At 52.3% G+C, this 23243-nt stretch carries 14 protein-coding genes and 1 pseudogene; 8 read left to right on the top strand and 7 right to left on the bottom strand.

Annotation, left to right across the window (positions count from 1 at the left end):
* Positions 1 to 1080, bottom strand: coding sequence for a sulfite exporter TauE/SafE family protein (locus tag ACYVI1_RS09910; RefSeq protein ID WP_460909397.1), 1080 nt, complete (start codon positions 1078 to 1080; stop codon positions 1 to 3).
* A gap of 428 nt (positions 1081 to 1508) precedes the next feature.
* Between ACYVI1_RS09910 and ACYVI1_RS09905 the strand changes: the two genes are divergently transcribed.
* Positions 1509 to 4529, top strand: coding sequence for a SusC/RagA family TonB-linked outer membrane protein (locus tag ACYVI1_RS09905; protein ID WP_460909395.1), 3021 nt, complete (start codon positions 1509 to 1511; stop codon positions 4527 to 4529).
* A gap of 45 nt (positions 4530 to 4574) precedes the next feature.
* Complete coding sequence (locus tag ACYVI1_RS09900) at positions 4575 to 5906, top strand: RagB/SusD family nutrient uptake outer membrane protein (protein ID WP_460909393.1); 1332 nt, start codon at positions 4575 to 4577, stop codon at positions 5904 to 5906.
* An 81-nt stretch (positions 5907 to 5987) separates the two neighbouring features.
* Here the strand turns inward: ACYVI1_RS09900 and ACYVI1_RS09895 are convergent, their stop codons facing one another.
* On the bottom strand, positions 5988 to 7181 hold the full coding sequence (locus ACYVI1_RS09895) for a S8 family peptidase (RefSeq protein WP_460909391.1): 1194 nt from the start codon (positions 7179 to 7181) through the stop codon (positions 5988 to 5990).
* Positions 7182 to 7277: 96 nt separating this feature from the next.
* Positions 7278 to 9155 (bottom strand): hypothetical protein, encoded by a 1878-nt coding sequence (locus tag ACYVI1_RS09890; protein WP_460909389.1) that lies wholly within the window; start codon positions 9153 to 9155, stop codon positions 7278 to 7280.
* 169 nt (positions 9156 to 9324) lie between these two features.
* Here ACYVI1_RS09890 and leuS point away from each other — a divergent pair, with 169 nt between their 5' ends.
* A complete protein-coding gene (leuS, locus tag ACYVI1_RS09885) occupies positions 9325 to 12255 on the top strand; it encodes a leucine--tRNA ligase (protein ID WP_460909387.1) in 2931 nt (976 codons plus the stop codon).
* 42 nt (positions 12256 to 12297) lie between these two features.
* Here the strand turns inward: leuS and ACYVI1_RS09880 are convergent, their stop codons facing one another.
* Positions 12298 to 13320, bottom strand: a complete 1023-nt coding sequence (locus tag ACYVI1_RS09880; RefSeq protein WP_460909385.1) for an LLM class flavin-dependent oxidoreductase — start codon at positions 13318 to 13320, stop codon at positions 12298 to 12300.
* A 112-nt stretch (positions 13321 to 13432) separates the two neighbouring features.
* Here ACYVI1_RS09880 and ACYVI1_RS09875 point away from each other — a divergent pair, with 112 nt between their 5' ends.
* The gene (locus tag ACYVI1_RS09875; RefSeq protein WP_460909383.1) at positions 13433 to 13825 is read left to right on the top strand and encodes a ribosomal maturation YjgA family protein; all 393 of its coding nucleotides are present in this window, start codon (positions 13433 to 13435) and stop codon (positions 13823 to 13825) included.
* A 78-nt stretch (positions 13826 to 13903) separates the two neighbouring features.
* Here ACYVI1_RS09875 and ACYVI1_RS09870 read toward each other — a convergent pair whose 3' ends face one another.
* Entirely contained in the window at positions 13904 to 17041 is a 3138-nt protein-coding gene (locus ACYVI1_RS09870; protein WP_460909381.1) for a TonB-dependent receptor, read from the bottom strand.
* Between the two features lie 380 nt (positions 17042 to 17421).
* Here ACYVI1_RS09870 and ACYVI1_RS09865 point away from each other — a divergent pair.
* Positions 17422 to 17739, top strand: a pseudogene (locus tag ACYVI1_RS09865) (DUF6934 family protein); the annotation flags it as partial.
* A gap of 255 nt (positions 17740 to 17994) precedes the next feature.
* Here the strand turns inward: ACYVI1_RS09865 and ACYVI1_RS09860 are convergent.
* Both ACYVI1_RS09860 and ACYVI1_RS09855 read right to left on the bottom strand, forming a co-directional pair.
* Positions 17995 to 19608, bottom strand: a complete 1614-nt coding sequence (locus ACYVI1_RS09860) for a GNAT family N-acetyltransferase (RefSeq protein WP_460909379.1) — start codon at positions 19606 to 19608, stop codon at positions 17995 to 17997.
* A gap of 76 nt (positions 19609 to 19684) precedes the next feature.
* The gene (locus ACYVI1_RS09855) at positions 19685 to 20695 is read right to left on the bottom strand and encodes a threonine aldolase family protein (RefSeq protein WP_460909377.1); all 1011 of its coding nucleotides are present in this window, start codon (positions 20693 to 20695) and stop codon (positions 19685 to 19687) included.
* Positions 20696 to 20955: 260 nt separating this feature from the next.
* Between ACYVI1_RS09855 and ACYVI1_RS09850 the strand changes: the two genes are divergently transcribed.
* From ACYVI1_RS09850 to ACYVI1_RS09840, 3 genes are all read left to right on the top strand, one after another.
* Positions 20956 to 21318, top strand: a complete 363-nt coding sequence (locus ACYVI1_RS09850; RefSeq protein ID WP_460909375.1) for a hypothetical protein — start codon at positions 20956 to 20958, stop codon at positions 21316 to 21318.
* Between the two features lie 249 nt (positions 21319 to 21567).
* A complete protein-coding gene (locus ACYVI1_RS09845) occupies positions 21568 to 22578 on the top strand; it encodes an OmpA family protein (protein WP_460909372.1) in 1011 nt (336 codons plus the stop codon).
* A gap of 92 nt (positions 22579 to 22670) precedes the next feature.
* Positions 22671 to 23162, top strand: coding sequence for a hypothetical protein (locus ACYVI1_RS09840; protein ID WP_460909370.1), 492 nt, complete (start codon positions 22671 to 22673; stop codon positions 23160 to 23162).
* Positions 23163 to 23243: the final 81 nt, after the last annotated feature.

Here is a 23243-nt window from a genome sequence, read left to right as displayed (position 1 = left end):
TTAAAAAAATAGAATAATCTTCCGCAAACTTACGAGGATAACGACAATTCCGACCAGAATCATCATGGTTTTGACCGGTAACTTCTGCGACAAACGAGCGGCAATGGGAGCGGCAATCATACCGCCCAGAATTAGCCCCAGAATGACCATGCCGTAGTTTTCTAATCCGGCATACAGGGCGAAGACGACCGATGAGGCAAACGACACAAAGAACTCGGCCAGATTGACCGAGCCAATCGTATAACGCGGGTGCCGCCCCGACGCAATCAGGGTCGAGTTAACGATAGGGCCCCAGCCACCCCCGCCGATAGCATCGACAAACCCACCGAACCACGCCAGCAGACCAATCCGCCGGACGGGTTTTTTCTTGATGCGTTTCGCCAAAGCTTTTCTGAGAATCAGTATCCCCAGAATAGCCGTATAAACCGATATGGCCGGACCTAAATACGTTGCAACAACCTCAAGATCGGCGAGTTTGGTGATGAGGAATGCCCCCAGCGCGGCCCCAACGACCCCCGGAATCAGCACAACCTTGAACAACCGGCTATTGACGTTGCCAAATTTCAGGTGCATGTAGCCCGACACGCCCGATGTGAAAATTTCGGAACTATGCACACTGGCCGTAGCAAATACCGGACTGATGCCCACACTGGTTAGAAAAGTCGTGGCCGTAACCCCATAGGCCATGCCTAATGCTCCGTCAATCATCTGAGCAACAAAGCCAGCCAGAATAAAGTAAAAAATATCGGGTGTGAGGTCAATCGTGCTGGCAATGAGCGTTAGCCGGTCGAGCGTGAAATAGCTGAACAGCAAATGGCCCACCACCATTAGGGCGAGAGCCGAAAAGACATAGATCGCGATTTCGGTGCGGGTACGGCGACGCAGCAGGGGTTGACTCAGGAACGGTTTGGCCAAATTTACCTCCACTGTTGCGCCAGGATACAAGGCTTTCAGTATGTCGGCCTGCTGCTTCGCCTGCTGACCCTGAAGACGAATTGTCAATCCATTCAGATCGATTGCTGGTTTCGGGGGGAGTTCGGTGAGGGGTGGGGCAGCCGGCGAGGCTATCAGGTGCTTCATACAGTATAAATCCTATCGACTTACTGGATTATAGTATTTATGAAAAACGGCACTTCAATTTGCCGCATGGACTTGCATCGTTTATGGACCGATAAAACCTAATCGGTATAAATGTGGTGCAAAGATAAGACAGATTACCGGAAATATGCAAGAAGTCATCAGTACATATCCATCCGGGCCGTACCGTTTTAGCCTCAAAATCGCGAACATATCATCACCGCAAAAACGGCTGTAATCTATCTATTCGGCAAGTTGGATTTGTGAATCGATCCTAACAGACCCTTCCCGTAAGGCAACGCAGACAACAAAATAAGATAGGGGCGAACGACTAATCTATAAAATATTCAATTGTAAAAGATTGTTTTTGCGAAACAGGTAGTTACTTTGTGCCAGGTTTTTTATCGTTTCTTAATTTAAATAAACGCCAAATGAACAGAAAATTACTAGTCAGTCTGTGGCTATTTTTCGGGCTTATGAGCCTGGCAATGGCTCAAAATCAGTCGATAACCGGTAAAGTAGCCGACCAGGCCGGTACGCCACTGCCGGGGGTTTCGGTTGTGGTTCGGGGAACCAACCAGGGGGCCACAACCGATGCCGAGGGGAACTACCAGGTGTCGGCAGCGGCCAATGCCAAGATCGGTTTTAGTTACATTGGTTTCCTGAGCAAAGAGGTAACGGTTGGCAATCAATCGGTTGTCAATGTAACGCTGCTCGAAGACACCCGCCAGTTGGAAGAGGTCGTCATCAGTGGTCTGGCTACCAACGTGAAGCGCACGAACTTAGCCAATGCGGTGGCTACACTCTCGGCCAAAACGCTGACCGGCGTAACAGCTCCGGTCACAACCGATGGAGCCATGCAGGGTAAAATTGCCGGCGCCAATATCCAGTCGAACGGCTCAGTGCCGGGTGGGGGCTTCAACGTTCAGTTGCGTGGCGTGTCTACGCTGGGTTCATCGGCCTCGCAGCCGCTCTACATCGTCGACGGGGTGTATATCGACAATGGACAGTACTCGGTTGGCCGTTCGGATGCCAACAAGGCCGGGGCTGGGTCATCGACGGCTTCGCAGGATAACAATGCCAACCGCTTAGCTGACATCAACCCCGATGATATTGAAAGCATGGAAGTGCTGAAAGGGTCGTCGGCGGCCGCTATTTATGGTACGCGTGCCAATGCTGGGGTCGTTATTATCACCACCAAGCGGGGCAAAGGCGGACGCACCAGCGTTTCGTTCGGGCAGGATTTGGGGTTCTCGAAGGCGTACAGCTTTTTCGGCGGGGCCGACTGGACCGAACAGAAACTAACCGATTATTTTTCGGCTGCCGACATTCCAAAATTGCAGGCGGCTAAGCAGAATGGCAGTTATACCGATTGGGAGCGGGTCGTGTACGGCGAAACGGGGTCGATCAAAAATACGCACCTGAGCGTAACGGGCGGCAACGAGAAAACCAAGTTCTATGTAAATGGCAGTGCGTCCAACGAAACGGGTATTATCAAAAACACCGCCTTCACGCGCTACTCGATTCGGGCCAATGTCGACCACAAGCTCAACAACTGGATCGATTTTGGTATCTCGTCGAACTACGTCAACTCCAATAACGACCGGGGCTGGACGGGTAACGACAACTCGAACATCAACTATGGCTATTCGCTGCCCTATACCCGGCCCTACAACAACCTGTATCCCGATGCCAATGGCGTTTATCCTGATAATGACCCCAGCGTTGGCGAAAACCCGCTGGCCATTCGTGACCGGGGAGTTAACAACCAGAAAGTCAATCGCTTCATTCAGGGATTTAACGCCAATTTCCGGTTGATTAATAATCAAACGACATCGCTGACGCTGAAAGTCAACGGGGGGCTGGATTACCAGAGTGGGTTCGCGTTCATCTGGTTGCCAACCGATTTGCAGTCGCAGCGGGCCGAAGCCAATCCGGGTTTTGCCCAGGATACCCGTACTGAAGTCTATAACTCCAACATTCAGGTAGCGGGTGTGTTCACCTATGCACCGGTGGGTGGTAAATTAAACCTGACCACCTCGGCTGGGGCTGTGCGACTCCACCGCGATTTTCGTTACAACTTCACCCGTGGACGCAACCTGCCGGTGGGTGTATCGAACCCGGCGCGGGGCGGTGTGCAGCAGCTAGGGACTGAATACCAGCTAAATACCGACGTGGGTGTTTTTGCCCAGCAGGAAGCGAACTACGATGACAAAATCATTGGAACCGTTGGGGTTCGTTTTGATAAATCGACGCTGAATGGCAATAACTTCAACAAGTTTTATGCATTTCCGAAAGCGTCTCTTGCCGTTAACTTAACCCGCTTTGGCGATTGGGCCGGGACAAACGGGGTGATTAGCCAGTTAAAGCCGCGCATTGCCTACGGGTCAACGGCGGGTCTGCCCAACTGGGGAACGCCCTACTCGCAGTTGGATATTACCGGCATTGGCGGCATCAGTGGGGTACTTCCGGTAAACCCAACGATTACGCTGGGTAATCCGACTATTCAACCAGAGCGGGCTACCGAACTTGAATATGGCCTGGATTTTGGGCTGTTCAATAACCGAATTACGGGCGAATTCACCCTGTATAACAAGAAAGTAATTGACCTCATTCAGCCGCTCAATTTCGCCCCAACGGTAGGGATTACTTCTACCAACATTAACGCGGCTGACCTGGTTAACCGGGGGTTGGAGTTGACACTCGGCGCTGATATTGTCCGCAGCCCGGCCATTACCTGGTTTGTGCAGCCTATTTTCTGGTATAACCGCTCCGAAATCACCCGCTTGGCTATTCCAGAGCGTCTGACGGGCGGATTCGGGGCTACGTTTGGTCAGTGGCGCGTGAAACAGGGCTTCTCACCCACGCAGATCGTTGGTCAGCCACGCACCGATCCGGCTAACCCGAACTCCTGGACGGTTTATGGCGATCAGCAGCCTAAGTACGAATTCTCACTGAATCAGCGGATTACGTTCCTGAAAAACTTCGAGTTGTCGGCTTTGCTGCATTACCGGCATAAGTTTACGGTGGTATCGCTGCAACGCGTGTTGTGGGATGAAGGCGGTAATACATCCGACTGGAATGAAAAGGGCGGACCCGGCAACACGGGTACAGACCCCAACGGGCTCTATCGGCAGAATGTGAATGGCTTAGGCGAAGATGGTGTTCCAAAACCGGGCTACAATCCATCAATAGCCAGTTTCCTGAAACTGCGCGAAGCCTCGCTGTATTATCGCGTTCCGAAGCCAATCCTTCAGTCGGCTTTTCGTAACGTTGTGCAGAATATTCGCATAGGTGTGTCGGGTTCGAACCTGCTTCGCTGGACGGATTACAAAGCGGGCTATGACCCCGAAAACTCGAACTTCGGTTCGCTGGCGCTGGGTAGCGGTGTCGACATCGGAAGTCCTCCGCTGGCCCGCCGGGTCATGTTCCACATTGCCGTTGACTTTTGATGATTCTGAGTTGTTTCTCAACCATACATTTCGTATCTTTCATCTATGAAATTCATTCGATATTCTATACTTACGGCGTCAGTTCTATTGAGCCTGAACGCCTGTAATCCCCTAAAAACCGACTTGCTGCCTGACCCCAACTTCGCGTCAGTCGAGTCGGTTCAGACGAATGCCACCAAAGGCCAGTTGGATAACTTAGCTATCGGTCAGTTCTCGCTGGCCCGCAATGGCCTGGCCGTCTATACACAGGCCGTGGGCGTTATCGGGAAGGAGTTGTTTAACTTCAATACGACGGAATCGCGCTGGTTTACCGAACTCAATGGCTTACGGCCCATCGACAACTCGGCTTTCTATAATAACGCGACGATAAACTTCGGTCTGCCGGTGCGCCAGGCTAATATCATCCTGGCCTCGGTTGCCGCTACGAATACCGTCACTGACCCGCAGAAGAACGGCTACCGGGGTATGGCCAACACGTTTAAGGGGCTGGCGTATTTGTACATGCTGAATGCACAGGGTTCCAACGGTGTTCGGTTAAGCATCGAAGACCCCTACAAGCCCAGCAAATCCGCCAGCTATGCCGAATCGTTAGCCGGTATTGCCAAAATTCTGGACGACGGCGCCACCCAACTCGACCAGGCTGGAACGGCGTTTCCGTTTGCTGTGCCATCGGGCTTTGCCGGATTTACTACCCCGGCTACGTTTAAGCAATTCAACCGGGCTATTGCCCTGCGGGTCGCCATCTACCAGGCCGACTGGGCGAAAGCGGCAACGCTGCTCCCGCTAACGTTCTACAATCCAACGGGCGACCTGAGTGTTGGGCCGAAGCATACGTTCAGCGCTACCCCGCCTGATATTGCCAATCCGCTGATTAATACGGCTACCCTGCGTATTGTCGGTATCGAGAAACTCTGGAATGAGATTGAGCCGGGCGACAAGCGGCTGGCTAAGGTTCGGGTACTTCCTGCTCCAGCAACGTACAGTGCAGCCGGAGCTAGCTATTCTACGAAGTATATCCAAAATATATACAACTCGGCGAATGATGTCGTACCAATTATTAAAAATGAGGAACTGGTCCTGATTGCGGCTGAAATTGCGGCTCAACAGGGTAACACGGCGGAAGCTACGAAGAACATCAACATTGTTCGGACCAATGCCGGGTTGGCAGCCTATGCGGGTGCAACGACCAAAGACGCACTCATCAACGCCATCCTGAAAGAGCGGCTCTACTCGCTGTTCTACGAAGGCCACCGCTGGGTCGATATGCGCCGGTACAATAAACTCGGCGAGATCTACCTACCCGTTACTGGCATGAAAGTGCTGGAACGGTTGGAAAAGCCCGTTGCTGAAGTTAACTGGGATTTGCAGAATCCGTAAGTCAGACGCAGAAACAGAGTGAACAAAAAGCGGGTATCAGACTCAATCTGATACCCGCTTTTTGCGTTAAGCCGGGGTCGTTTATTCCCCCGCCATTGGGTCGGGTTTGCCGTCGGGGTCGCCTTTCACGGCACCATGCGTCGGGAATTTGTTGCCGCGAATGAGTAACAACCCGGCAACGTGCGGAGCCGCCATCGAGGTGCCGGAGAGAGTCGCATATTTACCGTCTTTATAGGTCGAGGTAATGCGAACGCCGTAGGCACAAACGTCGATGCTGCTGCCAAAATTGGAGAAACTGGCAAACTGATTGGTGCGGTCCATCGCCGAAACCGTAAATACATTTGGGTGATTGACTCGCGCGGGCGACGAGTCATCGCTGTTCTCACCGTCGTTACCAGCAGCAATGGCAAACAGAATTCCGGCATCGGCAGCTTGTTTGACCGCCCGTTCGAGTGTCGCCGAAATGCCATCACCGCCCAGACTCATATTGACCACATCACCAGCTTTGCCATTCTGTAAAATGTAGTTTACGGCCTGAATAATACCCGAAAGTTTTCCTTCGCCCAATTGATTCAGGACTTTCAGGGCAACCAACCGGGCGCCCGATGCCACGCCCGTCGTGCCAATGCTATTGTTTTTGGCCGCAATAATCCCCGCTACGTGGGTGCCATGTCCGTTCTGGTCATCGGCTGAGGTTTGCCCGCTCACGAATGACCGGCTGCGTTCGGCATCTACGTTCAAATCGGGGTGATCAAGGTCGATGCCGGTATCGACAACCCAAACGGTTTTTCCCGCCTGTAGGTCGCCCCGCCCGAAGCCAGTTTGCTGAATGTTCCAGAGCAGTGTATTGGACACTGCAACGTCGATGCAACTGCAAATTGACATAATCCGGTCTGGCTCAACGGTTTCAACTGCCGGGTCCTGGCTTAGTTGGGCCGACTCCGCAGCCGTAAGGTGGGTCAGAAAACTCGGTTCTTCGCCGGTGGCTACCAGGTCGGCCTGCTCATCGACAATCTGGTGGCGGGTCAACAATCGCTGAAACGTGGATTGGGCGGCTCCAACACGGGCGTTGGGTGCAGTGGGCAATGGCTGGTCGGGGCGGTAGGTTACAATGTACGAACCGGTAATAAGTTGGCCGTTGTTGGCGGAGGCTTTGACCAGACAATCGGCCGAAATTCCGGCTGGCTGCACATCAGTGTCGGCCTGACAGCCAAGCAGGCTGAAGCCCAGAACAACAACGTTCGTGAGCGTTGCAAACGGGATAAATTGACGCATGAGTCAGTACGAAATCAGAAGTGAAGAATGTCTCGTACAAGGTCAATTCATGCGGCAACGGGGCTTATGGTTTTGCTCTGTTAGAAGAACGAAAAATTACCTGATTTGGTGTCCATCAAGGTTTCTTTTCGGGCTGTTTTGCAGGGTGATAAAGACCACGCGCCCCGCTGCCGGAAACCGCGTTTCGGCGATGGGCTGACCGTAACGCTGGTAAAATTGAGCCACCTGTTCGGGGGTTAGTAAATCAGGGTAGAGATTGATACCGGCGAAGTTATTTGTTCGAAGAAACGAATCCAGAAACTGCCAGTCCGCTTCAGTAAACGAATGGCCGGGTTTTAATAACCGGGGCCAGCCATCACGCAGGAAAGGCTGAATCTGGTCGGGGTGGAGCCGCCCGAAATATTGCCCGACGACGCTCTTGTCGTAAAACCGCCGGAACGTAAAGACTGCATTCTGCTGGGTGTAATAGGGGCAAAGCCCTTCTTTGTCGCCCACACCATTGGCACCAACCGTGCAGAATGGCCAGTCGAGCACAGCAGCGCCGGGCTGTTGCCGCATAACGGCACAATACCGTACCAGGCTCTCCGATGCCACAGGAAGCCGCATAACCAACCGCTGCGAATAGCCCGTGTACCACTCCAGACCCATCAGCCCAGCCAAAAGCAGGCCCACAAACTGTCCAGGTAGTCGGCGGGGCCAATGAACGGGCAGGACTAACAAACTCAGCAGAACGGGGTAAATTAAACTGGCCCGCCCGCCATGTCGGTTGAAATCGAACCAGGGAAAAACTTTGAGCGTTGGCAGCAGAATTGGGTGATAGAGCAGACACAATAGCAGCAACAGCACGATGGGCAGCCAGAGCAGCACCCGTCGGCGGATTTGCCACCAGCCGATGCCTGCCAGCAGTGTCAGGTACAAGCCGGGGCTTCCCTGCCCGTAGCTCTCGAACGTGTCATGTAGCCAGCGCTGATAGCCGTACCCATCCAGACCGGGCAGATACGGAATGAACAACCGGGCCGGATGCGACCAGGCGCGTAGTTCGGGCACTGTGCTAAAGTCGAATTGCCAGGCCGTAAAGGCGATTTGGAGCGTTAGCGGCAAATATAAATACAGACTGACACTGAGTAGCACGCACCAAAACAGAACCCACCGTTTATGCTGACTGACTTGTTGGCGAAGATAAAGACCGACAAGTGCAAACCTGTTCTGCGCCGGGTTTAAACCTGGCGTAGTGGCATATGCAAAACGACGATAGAGCACTACAGCTAAAATAGGCAGCGTCAGCGTGGTGAAGGCCAGCGCGAACCCGGCAACATACGCCAGTTCCTGACTTAATACCTGAACGTGCAGCCACATCCAGAACAGCACGTAAACCAGCGAAACAGGCTTTTCCCTAACCACATCATACAGAAGCCCATACGTCGCCACAATACATACCGTTGTCCAGTGAACAACACAGACGTTCATGTGGACCGGAAATTTGTAGAGGGCATAAAAATTGAACACCGACACAATCAGACCGACGACAAACGATTTGCCTACCCCAAACCGAGAGCGCAGGATAAGAAAGGTGCCAACGGCCGTAACCGTGAGGCTGTATACGTAATAAAATTGCAGATAGGGGCCGGGACCGTCAAACAGCCGGTAACAGAACGCATACCAGTAATCGCGCTCGAAGCCCCAGTCTAAAAAAACCTGATTAGTGCCGTAGGGATAGAAGGTTTGCGTATTGAGCAAGTTGAGATGCGGGAAAGGCCAGAGTGTGAGGTTCTTGCCGAAAAAATAGCCGACATACTCATATTGATCGGTGTCGTTGCCATCGGAGAGGGGATGTTGAAAATCACCTACTACCCAGATGCTCAGAAGTGCTGTCAGGAGGCCGATGATAATTGCCCAAATCCAGGTTGGCCGGCCGGGGTTAGCCGGGAGTCGGTTTCTGGTGGAGGCACTAACGGGCGGGCGAACCTGATTCATTCGGGAGTTTATACAGTCATCGACATCGCCGATAGGCAAAAGTCTTGGTAAACGGCTATTTTTGCAAGAAAACCAACTTCATGGATAATGAACAATGGATAATGCATAATGGACAGCCGCCTTTGTTCATTATCCATTGTTCATTATCCATTACTCATTAACTATTTTCATGGCCGACTACAACCATTCCAAAATAGAAAAAGACTGGCAAGACTTTTGGTACAAGAACGACACATTTAAACCAGAAAAGAACACCAGCAACCGTGCGACGGACCGTCCCAAATACTACGTCCTCGATATGTTCCCCTATCCGTCGGGGGCGGGGCTTCACGTTGGGCACCCGCTGGGATACATTGCGTCGGACATCGTCTCGCGGTATAAGCGGCTCAAAGGCTATAACGTGCTGCATCCAATGGGCTTCGACTCGTTCGGATTGCCCGCCGAGCAATATGCCATCCAGACCGGTCAGCACCCGGCGGTCACGACCGAAGAGAACCTCAAACGGTACATCGAGCAACTGAAAAATATCGGGTTCAGCTACGACTGGTCACGCGAGGTTCGCACCTCCGACCCGGCTTATTATAAGTGGACGCAGTGGATTTTCATGGAGTTGTTTCGCTCGTGGTACAACAAAGACACTGACCGGGCCGAACCCATCGAAACGCTGCTGGAAAAATTCGCTACCAACGGCACCACCGACGTCAACGCCGTTTGCGACCGTGGCGACGGACCGGAGGACACCCTAACGTTTACGGCCGCTGAGTGGAATGCCCTGTCGACGCGGGAATCCTACGAAATTACCCTTAAATACCGGCTGACCTATCTGGCCAATGCGGTGGTGAACTGGTGCCCCGCCTTAGGCACAGTGCTGGCCAACGACGAGGTGAAAGATGGCGTGTCGGAGCGGGGTGGCTACCCCGTCGAGCAGAAACTCATGCGCCAGTGGATGATGCGAATCACCGCCTACGCCGACCGCCTGCTGACGGGCTTAGACACCATCGACTGGACCGAATCGCTGAAGGAGCAGCAGCGCAACTGGATTGGGAAAAGTGTAGGTGCCAGTGTTAAATTTCCAATAGCCCCCCCCTTGGGGGGGGCTATTGAAGTGTTCACCACCCGCGTCGATACCATCTACGGCGTTACGTTCATGGTGCTGGCGCCTGAGCACGAACTGGCGGCTGAACTGACGACGCCGGAGCAGCGCGATGCCGTTGACGCTTACGTAAATGCGGCCAAACTTCGTTCCGAACGTGACCGCATGGCCGACACAAAAGCCGTTTCGGGGGTGTTTACGGGCAGCTACTGCCTCAATCCGGTCAACGAGGAGAAGGTGCCGATCTTTCTGGCCGACTACGTGCTGGCGGGCTATGGCACAGGTGCGGTGATGGCTGTTCCCTCCGGCGATCAGCGCGACTGGAACTTCGCCAAACATTTTGGTTTGCCCATCATCCCGATTCTGGATGCCCAGAAAGACATTGATCAGCAAGCCGACAACACCAAAGAAGGCCAGTATATCAACTCCGGCATCATCAATGGCATGAGTTATAAAGAGGCTACTGAAACACTGGTTGCGTGGCTGGAAGAGCGGGGTTTGGGCCGGGGCAAAATCAACTTCCGAATGCGCGACGCCGTTTTTAGTCGCCAGCGCTATTGGGGCGAACCCGTGCCAGTGTACTTTAAAGATGGTCTACCTTACTTAATTGACGAAAGCGACCTGCCCTTGGAATTACCCGTTGTCGATAAATACCTGCCTACCGAAACCGGCGAACCACCGTTGGGTCGCGCGGAAGGATGGAAGTATACCCCTAAATCCGGTACGCCGGACCGCCCTAAAGGGGACTCAAGGAACCCCCTTCAGGGGGCAGGGGGTGAGGGAGAAGGCTACGACTACGAACTGAGCACCATGCCCGGATGGGCGGGGTCGTCGTGGTATTGGTATCGCTACATGGACCCGCAGAACGATACTGCCTTTGCGAGCAAAGAAGCCATCAACTATTGGCAGAACGTGGACCTCTACATCGGCGGCACCGAACACGCGACGGGCCACCTGCTCTACAGCCGTTTCTGGAATAAGTTTCTGAAAGACCGGGGCTATGTGCCGCAGGAAGAGCCGTTTAAGAAACTGATTAATCAGGGCATGATTCAGGGGCGAAGCAATTTTGTGTACCGGTTAAAAGGAACGGGACAGGAAAATATTGCGCCAATTTTCGTTTCTCTAAATCAGATTGATGAAAAAGATGTTACTCCACTTCATGTCGATGTTAACATTGTCGAAAACGACGTGCTGGATATTGAAGCGTTTAAAAAAGCACGCCCGGATTTGACCGAAAATGCGGAGTTTATCTTAGAAACAGACGGCCGCTACATCGTTGGGGCGGAAGTTGAAAAAATGTCGAAGTCGAAGTTCAACGTGGTAAACCCTGATGACATCGTTGAGAAATACGGGGCCGATGTGCTGCGGCTGTATGAAATGTTTCTGGGGCCGCTGGAACAGGCCAAACCCTGGAATACCAACGGCATCGACGGCGTGTATCGCTTTATACGCAAGTTCTGGCGGTTGTTTTATAAAGACAATGCCGCCGGAGAAAGTCAGTGGATTGTGACGGACGACCGCAACGGCGGACCGCCACCAACGCCTGCTGAACTGAAAATTCTGCACAAAACCATTCAGAAGACCGAAAGCGACATCGAGGCCTACTCGTTCAATACGTCGGTCAGTTCCTTCATGATTTGCGTTAATGAACTGGCCACGCTGAACTGCCACAAACAGGCTATTTTGCAGGATTTGGTTCTGATTCTGTCGCCGTATGCGCCCCACATTACGGAGGAGCTTTGGGCCGCGTTGGGCAACGAACCGGGTACAATCTCAAAAGCCGAATTCCCGACATTCAACCCGAATTATTTAGTCGAAGATGCGTTTGAGTACCCGATTCAGATCAACGGTAAAGTCCGCACAACCATCAGCTTCGCCATCGACCGCGCCCCAATTGAAATCGAGCGGGAGGTTCTGGCCGACGAGATCGTGCAGAAATGGCTCGAAGGCAAAGCCCCAAAAAAGGTCGTTGTCGTGCCGAAGCGAATTGTGAATGTGGTGATTTAACGCAACGTGGGGTCGGTTTCTCAAAACCGACCCCACGTTGCGTTACACCGCAACCGCAACCGCTTCCGATTGCTGAGCCGCCAGCGCATCGCGCACCTGTGCGGTGAGCGTAAGCGAATGTTTGCGGGCCTGATGGTCGAAAACAGGAGCCGTAAGTATCAGCTCATCCGCTTTTGTTTGGGAAATAAAACCCGCCAGTCCGCGCTGCACCGTTTCGGGCGAACCCACTGCCGAGCAACCTAATACCTGATCAATACCCGCCAGTTCATGCTCGGGCCAGCGCGACGCGAGGTCATCGACCGGCGGCTGCATCTGTCGGGCTTTTCCGCGCCGGATGTACAGAAACTGTTGCTGCACAGACGTAAACAGCCGCTCGGCTTCCCGGTCTGTGTCGGCGGCAACTACATTGACCGCCACCATCGCATAGGGCTGCTTCAAATTGGCAGAGGGTTTGAACTGCGTTCGGTAAACGTGCAACGCCCGCATCAGGTCGGCCGGGGCGAAATGCGACGCAAAGGCATACGGAAGGCCAAGCATCGCGGCTAACTGCGCCCTAAACAGGCTGGACCCCAGAATCCAGATGGGTACGTTCAGCCCATTGCCCGGCACCGCCTGCACAAACTGATTGGACTCATCGGGTTGAAAATAACGCTGTAACTCAACTACATCCTGCGGAAACGTATCCGGCCCGGTAGCATCCCGGCGCAACGCCCGCGCCGTTGCCTGATCGGAACCCGGCGCGCGCCCCAGGCCCAGGTCAATTCGGCCAGGGTAGAGTGATTCGAGGGTACCAAACTGTTCGGCAATGACCAACGGCGAATGGTTTGGCAGCATAATTCCACCCGAACCTACCCGAATCGTTTGGGTGCCACCTGCCACATACCCAATCACGACCGACGTAGCCGCACTGGCAATGCCCGGCATATTATGGTGTTCGGCTAACCAGTAGCGACGGTAGCCCAACTGCTCGGCGTGTTGAGCGAGATTTAACGTATTTTGCAGGGCCTGCGTAGCGGTATTGCCTTCTACGATGGGCGATAAATCCAGAATTGAAAAGGGAATCATAACAACCTGTTGATTTCCTGATTAACAAAAATAAACTGATTTCAATCCAGATAGCCGCTATTAGTTGCCTGCCAAAATGCTGTCTATTAATCGAAACCGAATTGTTTACGGATTGCTAACGATAAGTGTCCTGCTTATTGGTTTCGCGTCGAGACGTTTTCTTGGAGATATTTCAGTTGTTAAGGCTTACATAGGTGATATTCTGTGGGCGCTGATGGTATTTTTTGGTTTGGCCTTCATGTTCAACCGACGGCCCACGAAAGCCATTGTGCTGGCAACCTTGCTGGTCTCATTCAGCATTGAGCTTAGTCAGTTATATCATGCGCCCTGGATTGATAACCTGCGGGACACGACCTTAGGCGGGCTGGTATTGGGCTTTACGTTCGTGTGGAGCGACCTGCTCTGTTATAGCATTGGCGCGCTCATCGGCTCATTCGCCGAAACCTACTTAATTCCGACCCGCTATCAGAGCAAGACGAAACCTACGCTACTGACAAGCATGTAATCTATTGAATGAATAAGAAAAAAGGCTCTTCCCACGTGGGAGGAGCCTTTTTTTATCATGAATTCGGGTTGAAAACGCTTAGAACGAATACCGAAGTCCGACCTGCATCCGCCAGCGCGAGGTCAACTGCGAATCGTTGAAGAACGTTGTTTTCTGGTTCGCATCGAAACTGAACGTCGGCACACCCTTGCTGTCGGTCGATACACCCAGCGGCTGAGCCAGACCTGTGTAGGACGCAAACTGCCGGACACCCCAGTTGCTATTCAGCAGGTTACCGAAATTCAGCACATCGACGCTGAGTTGAATGGCGTGTTTGTTGGGCAGCATGTATTCCTGTAACACGCGTACGTCGAGGGTTGAGAACCAGGGCGCCAAACTGGTAAATTTCTCGGCCACCTGCCCCCGGTGCGAACTCAGGTAGGCATCCTGCTGGATATACGATTCAAACCCCGCCCGTTGCGCCGACTGCTGGGCATCGGAACCCGAAAACTTCATTTGGGCCAGTTGGGAACTTGTTGGAATAAATAGCAGGTCATTGGAAAAACCACCGTCGTTGTTGAGGTCGCCCGCGTAGGTGAAGCTGAACCGGCTACCCTCGGTATATTCAGTCACGGCCGAGAGGGTCGTTGCCCACGCTTTTCCGTACACAAACCGTTTGGCCGCCGAAGCCACAATGCGCTGGCGGTTGCCATAGGATGCCTGCCCGTTCAGGGCCTGATTCACATTGCCATACGTGGGGTTGCGGTCGTAGGCATCCGACGAAATTTCGGCGCTAAGCGACGAGGCTTCCCGGGCCGTCAGGAAATTATACCCAACGCTCAGGTAAAAACCGCTGGCCCAGGTCCGCTGTACCTGAAGGCTGGTATTGAACGAGTAACCTAAATTCGTGTTGGTAAACACATACGCATCATTAACCCGGTCGGTGGTCTGATAATAGGGGCGCGTGTCGGGGCCTTGTAATTTGCCCGTTGGCAGATTCAGGCCGTAGTTACGAACCAGCATGGCGTTGATGTCCTTATTATACAGTACATCGAGCGAGGTGATCCAGCCGTTGCGGAACTTGTGGTCATAACCCAGGCTGCTTTTCCAGACCTGTGGAAATTTAAAGTCGGGCGAGGTGGTGCAGTAAAAGTAGACGTTCGGGTTGGCTACCTGATTGCCAATCCAGACAAAGGGGAACCGGCCCGTAAAAATTCCTGTTCCTCCGCGCAGTTTTTGGGTGCCATCGCCTTTGATATCGTAATTGAAACCGATTCGGGGCGAAAACAGGGGTGTTTGCTTCGGTAATTCCAATGAGTTCAGTTTAACGGGTGTACCGTTCTCATCATGGTACTGAACGTCAGGCGTATAACAGCAGTTGCGGCTTATATTTTCCTGAATTTTATCCTTTGTATCAAAATAAAGCGGCACATCTACTTTCAACCCATAGGTCAGCGTGAGTTTGGGCGTAACAGCAAATTCGTCCTGTGCGTAAATACCCAATTGCCCAACGTTGGTTTCGGCTAACGCCCACTGGCCTGCCTGAAAAGTTGCCTTTGCCGCATCGACGGTTTTCTTGAAATCTGCCCCCGCAGCCGCCGTCACAAACGCCTGTACCGACTCGAAGCCCGGCCCAAATACACCGTCATACGCCCCCAGGTTGAACGAATTATCGAAACTAAACTTTTCGAAACTGCCCCCAAGCGTAATCGTGTGTTTACCAGCGTAGATGTTAAAATTGTCGGTGAACTGGAGAACGTCCTGCGTCAGGCGGTTATTGATGGAGAAGGGTTCGTGTCCGGCCACAATATAGCGCACCCCATCTTTGTTGATATTTATGGTTGGAAAGGGCGATGAGAACGGGTCGCGCGTGTCGCGGAAGGCCGTGTAGCCTACCTGAAGTTTGTTGGCGAATTTGCCGTTGAAGTTCGAGTTCAGCTCGATAATACCACCGTTCAGCTTGTTATTAATCCGGTAGCCAGAGCTGTAAAACTGCAGCGTCAGGAAATCCGGGCCGCGCCGACCAATGGCCGACGGGTTAGCTGGTTTATCCTGAAACGCATCTAAGAAATTGTAGATGATCGACAGTTTGTGCGTCTGGTTGATGTTCCAGTCGAGTTTGGCAATGCCTTTCGTGTTTTGCGTTTTATGCGTAAAATTCTCGTAAGGGCCAGTTTCGTAGTTATACAGGGTATTCTTTTCGTAGATTGGAAAGGTAGACAAGTTTTTAAGTGTATTCGACACCAAATCAAAATCGGAGGCCGTCACCCGCGCTACGTTTGCACCCGACAGGCCGGGCCGGGCGGCTACCCAACCCGCCGTACCCAGGTCTGACCGACGGTCAAATTCGGCATTGACAAAGAAAAACAGTTTGTTTTTGATAATCGGTCCGCCAAGACTTACGCCATACTGCTTCTGGTCCGAATCGGGCACAATAATGTCGGTGCCTTTAATTTTCTTGCCCGTCAGGTCCTGATTTCGGTAGAACCCGAAGAGTGTGCCGTGAAACTGGTTCGTTCCCGACTTGGTCACGGCATTCACGCCCGCACCCGTAAAGCCCGACTGCGTTACGTCGTAGGGCGACAGGGCCACCTGAATCTGTTCAATGGCATCGAGCGATACCGGCTGAGCATCGGCCTGACCGCCCGGCGTAGACGCGTCCAGCCCGAAGGGGTTATTAAAAATGGCCCCGTTCAGGGCGAAGTTGTTGAAACGGCTGTTGCGGCCACCAAACGAGCCATCGCCCCCGGCCATCGGGTTCAGGCGGGTGTAATCGAATACGGAGCGTTTAATGGTTGGCAGCGTGCGGAGTTGTTCGCTGCTGATGTTGGTTTGCGGGCCGGTCCGGGAATTGTTCAGCACATCGTTGGCACTGGAGCGCACAACAACTTCCGAGAGTTCTCTTGAGCCACTTTTCAACACTTGATTTAGCGGCAATTTCTGCCCCAGGCTTAACGTAACATTCTCGACGGTTTCGGTCTGGTACCCAACGTAGCTGATCGTGATGCGGTAGGGACCACCTATACGCATGTTCGGGAGGTTAAACTGCCCTTCGGTGCGGGTCGTTACACCGTATTGCGTGCCGGTTGGCAAGTGAACAGCCGCAACGGTTGCGCCAGGCAGCCCTTTTCCGGTTTCGTCGCTGATGACACCGGCAATGGAGGAGGTCGTTACCTGGGCACGAGCATAGTGGTTCCCAACTCCCGTAACGAGTAGAAGTATAAGTATGAAGCGCATAAAATGATGGGATAAAGTTTGTTTCAGAATTTACCGGATAAAAATAAACGTAAGGTTATGAAACGAATCATATTCTTAAATTAATAGTAGTATTTCCTTAATAATTACATAAAACAAAAGCCCTCTGTCGACAGGGGGCTTTTATGTTTGGGAGGTTGTTAGGGTTCATCGGTGAAGCACTTTGCTGGAGGTTGGCGGTTCTTAAGTAGTCATTTTGATTAAAATTGGTAAGTTTAGGCGAAAATTTGACGACCTGATGGACGAAATAGCCTACTCTTTTTTAGTGAACCTATTGAAATCCGGTATGATTTTGCGAGCATAAGTGACGCCAAAACGCTTAATAAAGTAGTTCGGTTTACAGAAACGAATCTGCCAAACGTTTTAACCTGCCGTTGCTGGACCTACTTGACGATGGGTCAGAAAGTGACCTGAGCATCACCAACAACGACGACCTGCGAACAGTAATGGCTACCGTGATGCCAATTGTTGATAATTTTTTGACTAAATTTCCTGACAAGATTGTTACCTTCAGCGGAAGCGATGAACGCCGAACACGTCTGTACCGGATTGTAATTAGCCGGGGATTGGATAAAATTCAGAAGAGGTTTCTGGTATCTGGCCAACTTGATAATGGCCAGGCCGAGCGTTTTCAACCTAATGAGAATTACCGGCGATTCTTCATTCAACTTAAAGACTAAAAATGTGGAAAGCTTAGACCAAAAACCCCAGCGTCCGGAGCCTAAACCAGTGCCTTCTACTCGTCCGCAACGAACTCCGTCCGTCCAGCGTAAATTAGATAAAGCAAATGACGATTTGGCTGAGTTGACGCCCGAAGCTCTTGAATTGTTGCTATCGGGAAGAAAACAAAAAGCTTAATAAACCCTGCTATCAACAGAGGCTCAGCGCGTAGTGAATTCACTACGCGCTGAGCCTCTGTTGATAGCAGGGTTTAATCAATCCGCCACCACAATCAAAGGCGCCACCTCTTCGGGGTCGTTGTCGGGGGAGGCTTTCTTTGGCTGGCTGGCAACCCGATTTATGGCTTTTTTTGCCGCTTTTTTCAGCGTCACGTCGTATAAATCCGTCCGGCGATCTTTCAGCACCTGCACCGAACCGTGTTCGTGCAGTTCTTTGAGCAAACTCAAATCTACGTCGGCAATGAGCACCATTTCGGTGTTGGTGGTGGCTTCGGCTTTCACGGCATTGGTTGGGAACTGGAAATCCGAAGGCGTAAACACCGCCGACTGGGCGTAGTTGATGTCCATGTTTTGGACTCTGGGCAGGTTGCCCACGCAGCCCGAAATAACCACGTAACATTCGTTTTCGATAGCTCGTGCCTGGGCGCAGTGCCGCACCCGCGAGTAGCCGTTCTGCGTATCGGTCAGGAACGGCACGAATAGAATCTGCATCCCCTGCTGCGCCAGAATCCGGCCCAGTTCAGGGAATTCGACATCGTAGCAGATGAGCATTCCAATTTTACCGCAGTCCGTGTCGAACGCCCGAATCTCATAGCCACCAACCATGCCATAGTGTCGTACCTCATTGGGCGTGATGTGAATCTTTCGGTATTCCTCAAACGAACCGTCGCGTCGGCAGAGGTATGCCACATTATAAAGTTTCCCGTCGTCATCGACGAGTGGCATACTGCCCCCAACAATGTTGACATTATACGAGATGGCCAGTTGGCAGAGTTTTTCGCGCACCGGCACCGTGAAATCGGCTAATTTGCGGATGGCGACCGGCTCCGGCAGATCGTTGAAATCGGCCATCAGGGGCGTGTTGAAAAACTCCGGCAGCACCATGAAATCGGCCCGATAGTCACTAACGGCATTCACGAAAAATTCGACCTGATCCAGAAAGGCACTGAGGTTCTTGAACAGGCGCATTTGCCATTGAATTACGCCCAGCCGGATAATGGAGTCTGTATGGGGCCGTTTGTCTTTTTCGGCGACATAGTAGATATTAATCCATTCCAGCAACGTCGCGTACTCCTTCGATTCGGTGTCGCCGGGCAGGTAGCCACGCAAAACCTTCCTCACGTGGAAATCATTCGACAACTGGAAGGTTAGCGTGGGGTCATAAATTTCTTTTTGCTTCACCTTTGCGATGTACTCGCGGGGGCTTAGATCGTCGGCGAATTTATTGTAATTCGGAATGCGCCCTCCTGCCAGAATGCCTTTTAAATTGAGCGTTTCGCAGAGTTCCTTGCGGGCATCGTATAGCCGCCGGCCCAGCCGCAAATCCCGGTAGTCGGGGTGAACAAACACCTCAATACCGTAGAGATAGTCGCCCTCGTCGTTATGAGTCTTAAAGGTATAGCCGCCCGTAATTTCGTGGTAGGTGTGGTTATCACCAAAATCGGCGTATTTCACCCGAATGGCCAGTGCGCTGGCCACCACTTTCCCATCGACCTCCACGCAAAACTGGCCTTCGGGGAATATGTTGAGCAACTTGGTAATCGAACTTTTGGGCCAGTAGTCGCCCCCAATTCCGCTATATACCTCAATCATGGCCTCTTTCAGGTCATGATAATCTTCTTTCTGTAATGTTCTGGTTTGAATATGCATGATAAGTAGTCAATAGTCGATAGTCATTGGTTGATAGTTGTTCGTACTAAGAAGGTGAACGACCATCGACTATCAACTACAATCTGTTTTCCATTTCTGTTAATTGTTCGTCTGTGAAGTCTAAATGCGTCACGAACCGCACTAAGTGCTTGCCGAAGGCAATGCCCCGAATGCCTTTGGTCTCTAACTGAGCAACGTAATCGGCAGCTAAGATGGTTTCGGGAAGCCTGAAAATGACAATATTCGTGTCGATGGGAAGAATCTCTTCCACTTCGGGCAGTCGGTCGAGGATGGTGCCAATTCGGCGGGCACGGGTGTGGTCCTGTCTCAGCCGGTCGATGTGGTGATCGAGGGCGTAGATGCCCGCAGCCGCCAGAAAACCCGCCTGCCGCCAGCCACCGCCCATGAGTTTACGGTACCGACGGGCCTGACGAATGAAGTCTGCTTTCCCCAACAGGAGCGACCCCACCGGGCACCCCAGTCCTTTTGACAGGCAAATACTGATGGAGTCGAACAAGTGGCCGTAGGCTTCGGTCGGTTCGCCGGTTTCGACAAGGGCGTTGAAAAGCCGGGCGCCATCCAAGTGGAGGAGCAATCCATTTTCGTCGCAGACCTGCCGGATGGCGGCAATTTCGGGGATGGTGTAATAACAACCCCCGCCTTTGTTAATCGTATTTTCGAGTACTACCAGCCGCGACAGGGGTTTGTGGGAGTCGGCGGGACTGTAGATATGTTCGCGGATGAGGTCGGGGGTGAGTTTGCCGCGTTCGCCGTGCGCCAGACTTGCCGAGGCCAGGGCGTTCACCGAGATGCCCCCGCCCTCGTACTGATAGACGTGCGACAGGTAGTCGCAGATCACATCGTCGCCGGGGCGGGTGTGGGTGCGAATGGCGAGTTGGTTGGTCATCGTGCCCGACGCGCAAAACAGAGCCGCTTCCAGGCTGAACAGCAGTGCCGCTTTGTCTTCGAGGGCATTCACGGTGGGGTCGTCGCCCAGCACATCGTCGCCGAGTGGGGCGCTAAACATGGCCTCACGCATGGCGGGCGTAGGTTGGGTAACGGTATCGCTACGCAGATCAATACGCATAAAGAAGATAAGCTTGCTGCCGACGTTCGCCGGTTTGGTAGTAGTTAAACCGCAAGTTAGCAACATCTGGGGGCACCTACTATTGATCGGGCCTATGCGATTAACTTTTAACGCTAAACGGTCCATCTTAAGGTACCTTGTATCGTATAAGTAAAATACGAAAAATTAATGAGTTACCTTGTTTTAGCTTTGTGTGCACTATTTTTTGTAAACAAATAAATGAATGAGCTGTTTTTATGATACATATAAAACATATCGTTATGAAAATCGCAGTAGAAAAAGGGCAGGATAAGGCATTGCTGGCTGATGGGCCGCACACCGTTACCATCACGGACATTGAGGAAGGCACGAGTGAGAATAAAGGCATTCCATTTTTTGCCGTCCGTTTTGAAAATGACGAGGGTTACGTGTCGCACCGGTTTTACCAGTCGCGGGCCGGTATGCCCAACATCGTGGGCCTGTTTGAGCAGGCGGGCATCGACGTACAGGAAGGCGCTAAGTTAGATACCAACCAACTGATTGGTAAGCAAATTGACATTGAAGTAGGGGAGCGTTCCTACACCGACCCCGAAACGCACAACGAGCGCACCCTGAAGCAGGCAGTCAATTTTCTGGCGAGCTAAGGCGCAGAACGGGACAAAAACAAAACGGGGCTACCATACGGCGGCTCCGTTTTGTTTTTGTTCCCCAACACATCCCGACCGTCTGATTTGGGCGGCCAACACAGGATTAATTGATGAAGAAACAAGATCAAAATCAGCGATGGTGTTGCATTTGTACGGACTCCGTGTATTTTTGGGCAACCATTCTACGCTATTCCGCCACAGGCAGCGGTTCGTATTCGGAGCCTGTCCAAACCATCATCCTTCATTATGCTAACAAACAAAGCGCCCTGGATCGTCCTGCTCGTTCTCTGGATGATTGGCTCAACCTGGTGGCACGTCTGCAAGATAAAGCAACAGTGTGGGAATGAACCACAGCCGGAAGCTATTTCGACCGACTCCGAACTACCGACAACCTCACCAGGGGCCACTGGCTACACGATTGCGGATGGCGACCGCTTCCGGCTGGCGCTACCCGGCAACTTCAGTTTTGCAAAATCGGGGGCCAATGCCAACCTGAACACACTGGGCGAATCCACGCGGGGCGAATCCACCGCACCGGGAAACTCGCTGGCGTCGATGGTCACGTATCTGAAAGCCAATCCCGGTCGGACGCTCACGATCACGGGCTATTATGCCCCAACAGAAACCAACACAACCAGCTTTGCAAACCTGGGGCTGGCCCGTGCCGAAGGTTTAAAACAATACGTAGTGCAGCAGGGTGTTTCGGCAGCGTCGATAAGCACGAAAGGGGAAGAACGAACGCTTTCCTTTACGGCAAAAGGTGACTCCCTCTATGGGGGTATCGACCTTGCTTTTGCCGGTACTGATCCCAGTGTGTCAACCACTCCCACTACAGTTGCGGCAACGCCACCAGCCACGGTCACCCTAACAGAGCCGACGACGGAGAAGGAACTGGCTGAATCCCAGAAGTTTACGTCAGTATTTAAGCCAATAGATCTGTATTTTCCGTTAAGTGAGGCTAACTACATCAAAACAGCCGAAACGCAGAAGTTTTTTAACGAAGCGGTTAAGTTTCTGGCGGCCAATAAAGATAAAAAACTGCTCCTAACCGGTCATACCGACAATTCCGGCCCCGACGAGGTGAACAAACGGCTCTCGCTCGACCGGGCCAATGATGTGAAGAGTAAACTGCGTAAATCGGGTATCGAACCAGGTCAGATTGAGGTGGAGGCCAAAGGCGAAACGGCGCCGAAAGCCGATAATAGCACACCTTCGGGGCGTAAAGCAAATCGCCGTGTAACGGTAGTCGTTCACTAAGGTTTATGTTTAAAGTTCAACGTTTCAGGTTTCAGGCTGGAACGTTGAACCGTTGAACCTGAAAACGGAAAAACCATAAATAAGTAGAAATTATGTTTGAGATGAACCCGCTTAACCTGCCCAACGCCCAGCTACAGCACCTTGGTATGCTGGTGGTGAGTGCCATTTTGGGCTTTATCATCGGGTATGTTTCCCGGCAGCGAACCATCCGTCAGCTTGAAGGCGACCTGGCCAGCACCGGTCGGGCCGTTGATGACTGCCACCGGATGCCAACGGCTGCGGTCGAGTCGGGCGATGAAGAAACCCTTGTGCTGAACCGCATCCGTTCCCGATCGGGTGAACTTAACTTCACCCGCATCGGGTTAGCCTCCCTTGCCGAAGCCGATGATCTGAAAGACATTGTGGGGGTGGGGCCTTTTCTGGAGAAGAAACTCCACGCTATCGGAATTTATACGTTCCGACAGATTGCCAGTTTTACCCCCGAAGACATCGACAAGGTGAACGATATTATCGAATTTTTCCCCGGTCGAATTGACCGTGATAACTGGGTTGGCCAATCGAAAGAATTTATCAAAAAAAGGTAAGCGTCAGCCGGGTTGCCGGAGTGGTTCTATGTTTCAAGTTCAACATGACGCGTAAATTTGCATCTGAAACATGGAACCGCT

This window comes from Spirosoma areae, assembly GCF_054781775.1.
This window is presented reverse-complemented; position numbering and strand designations above follow the sequence as displayed.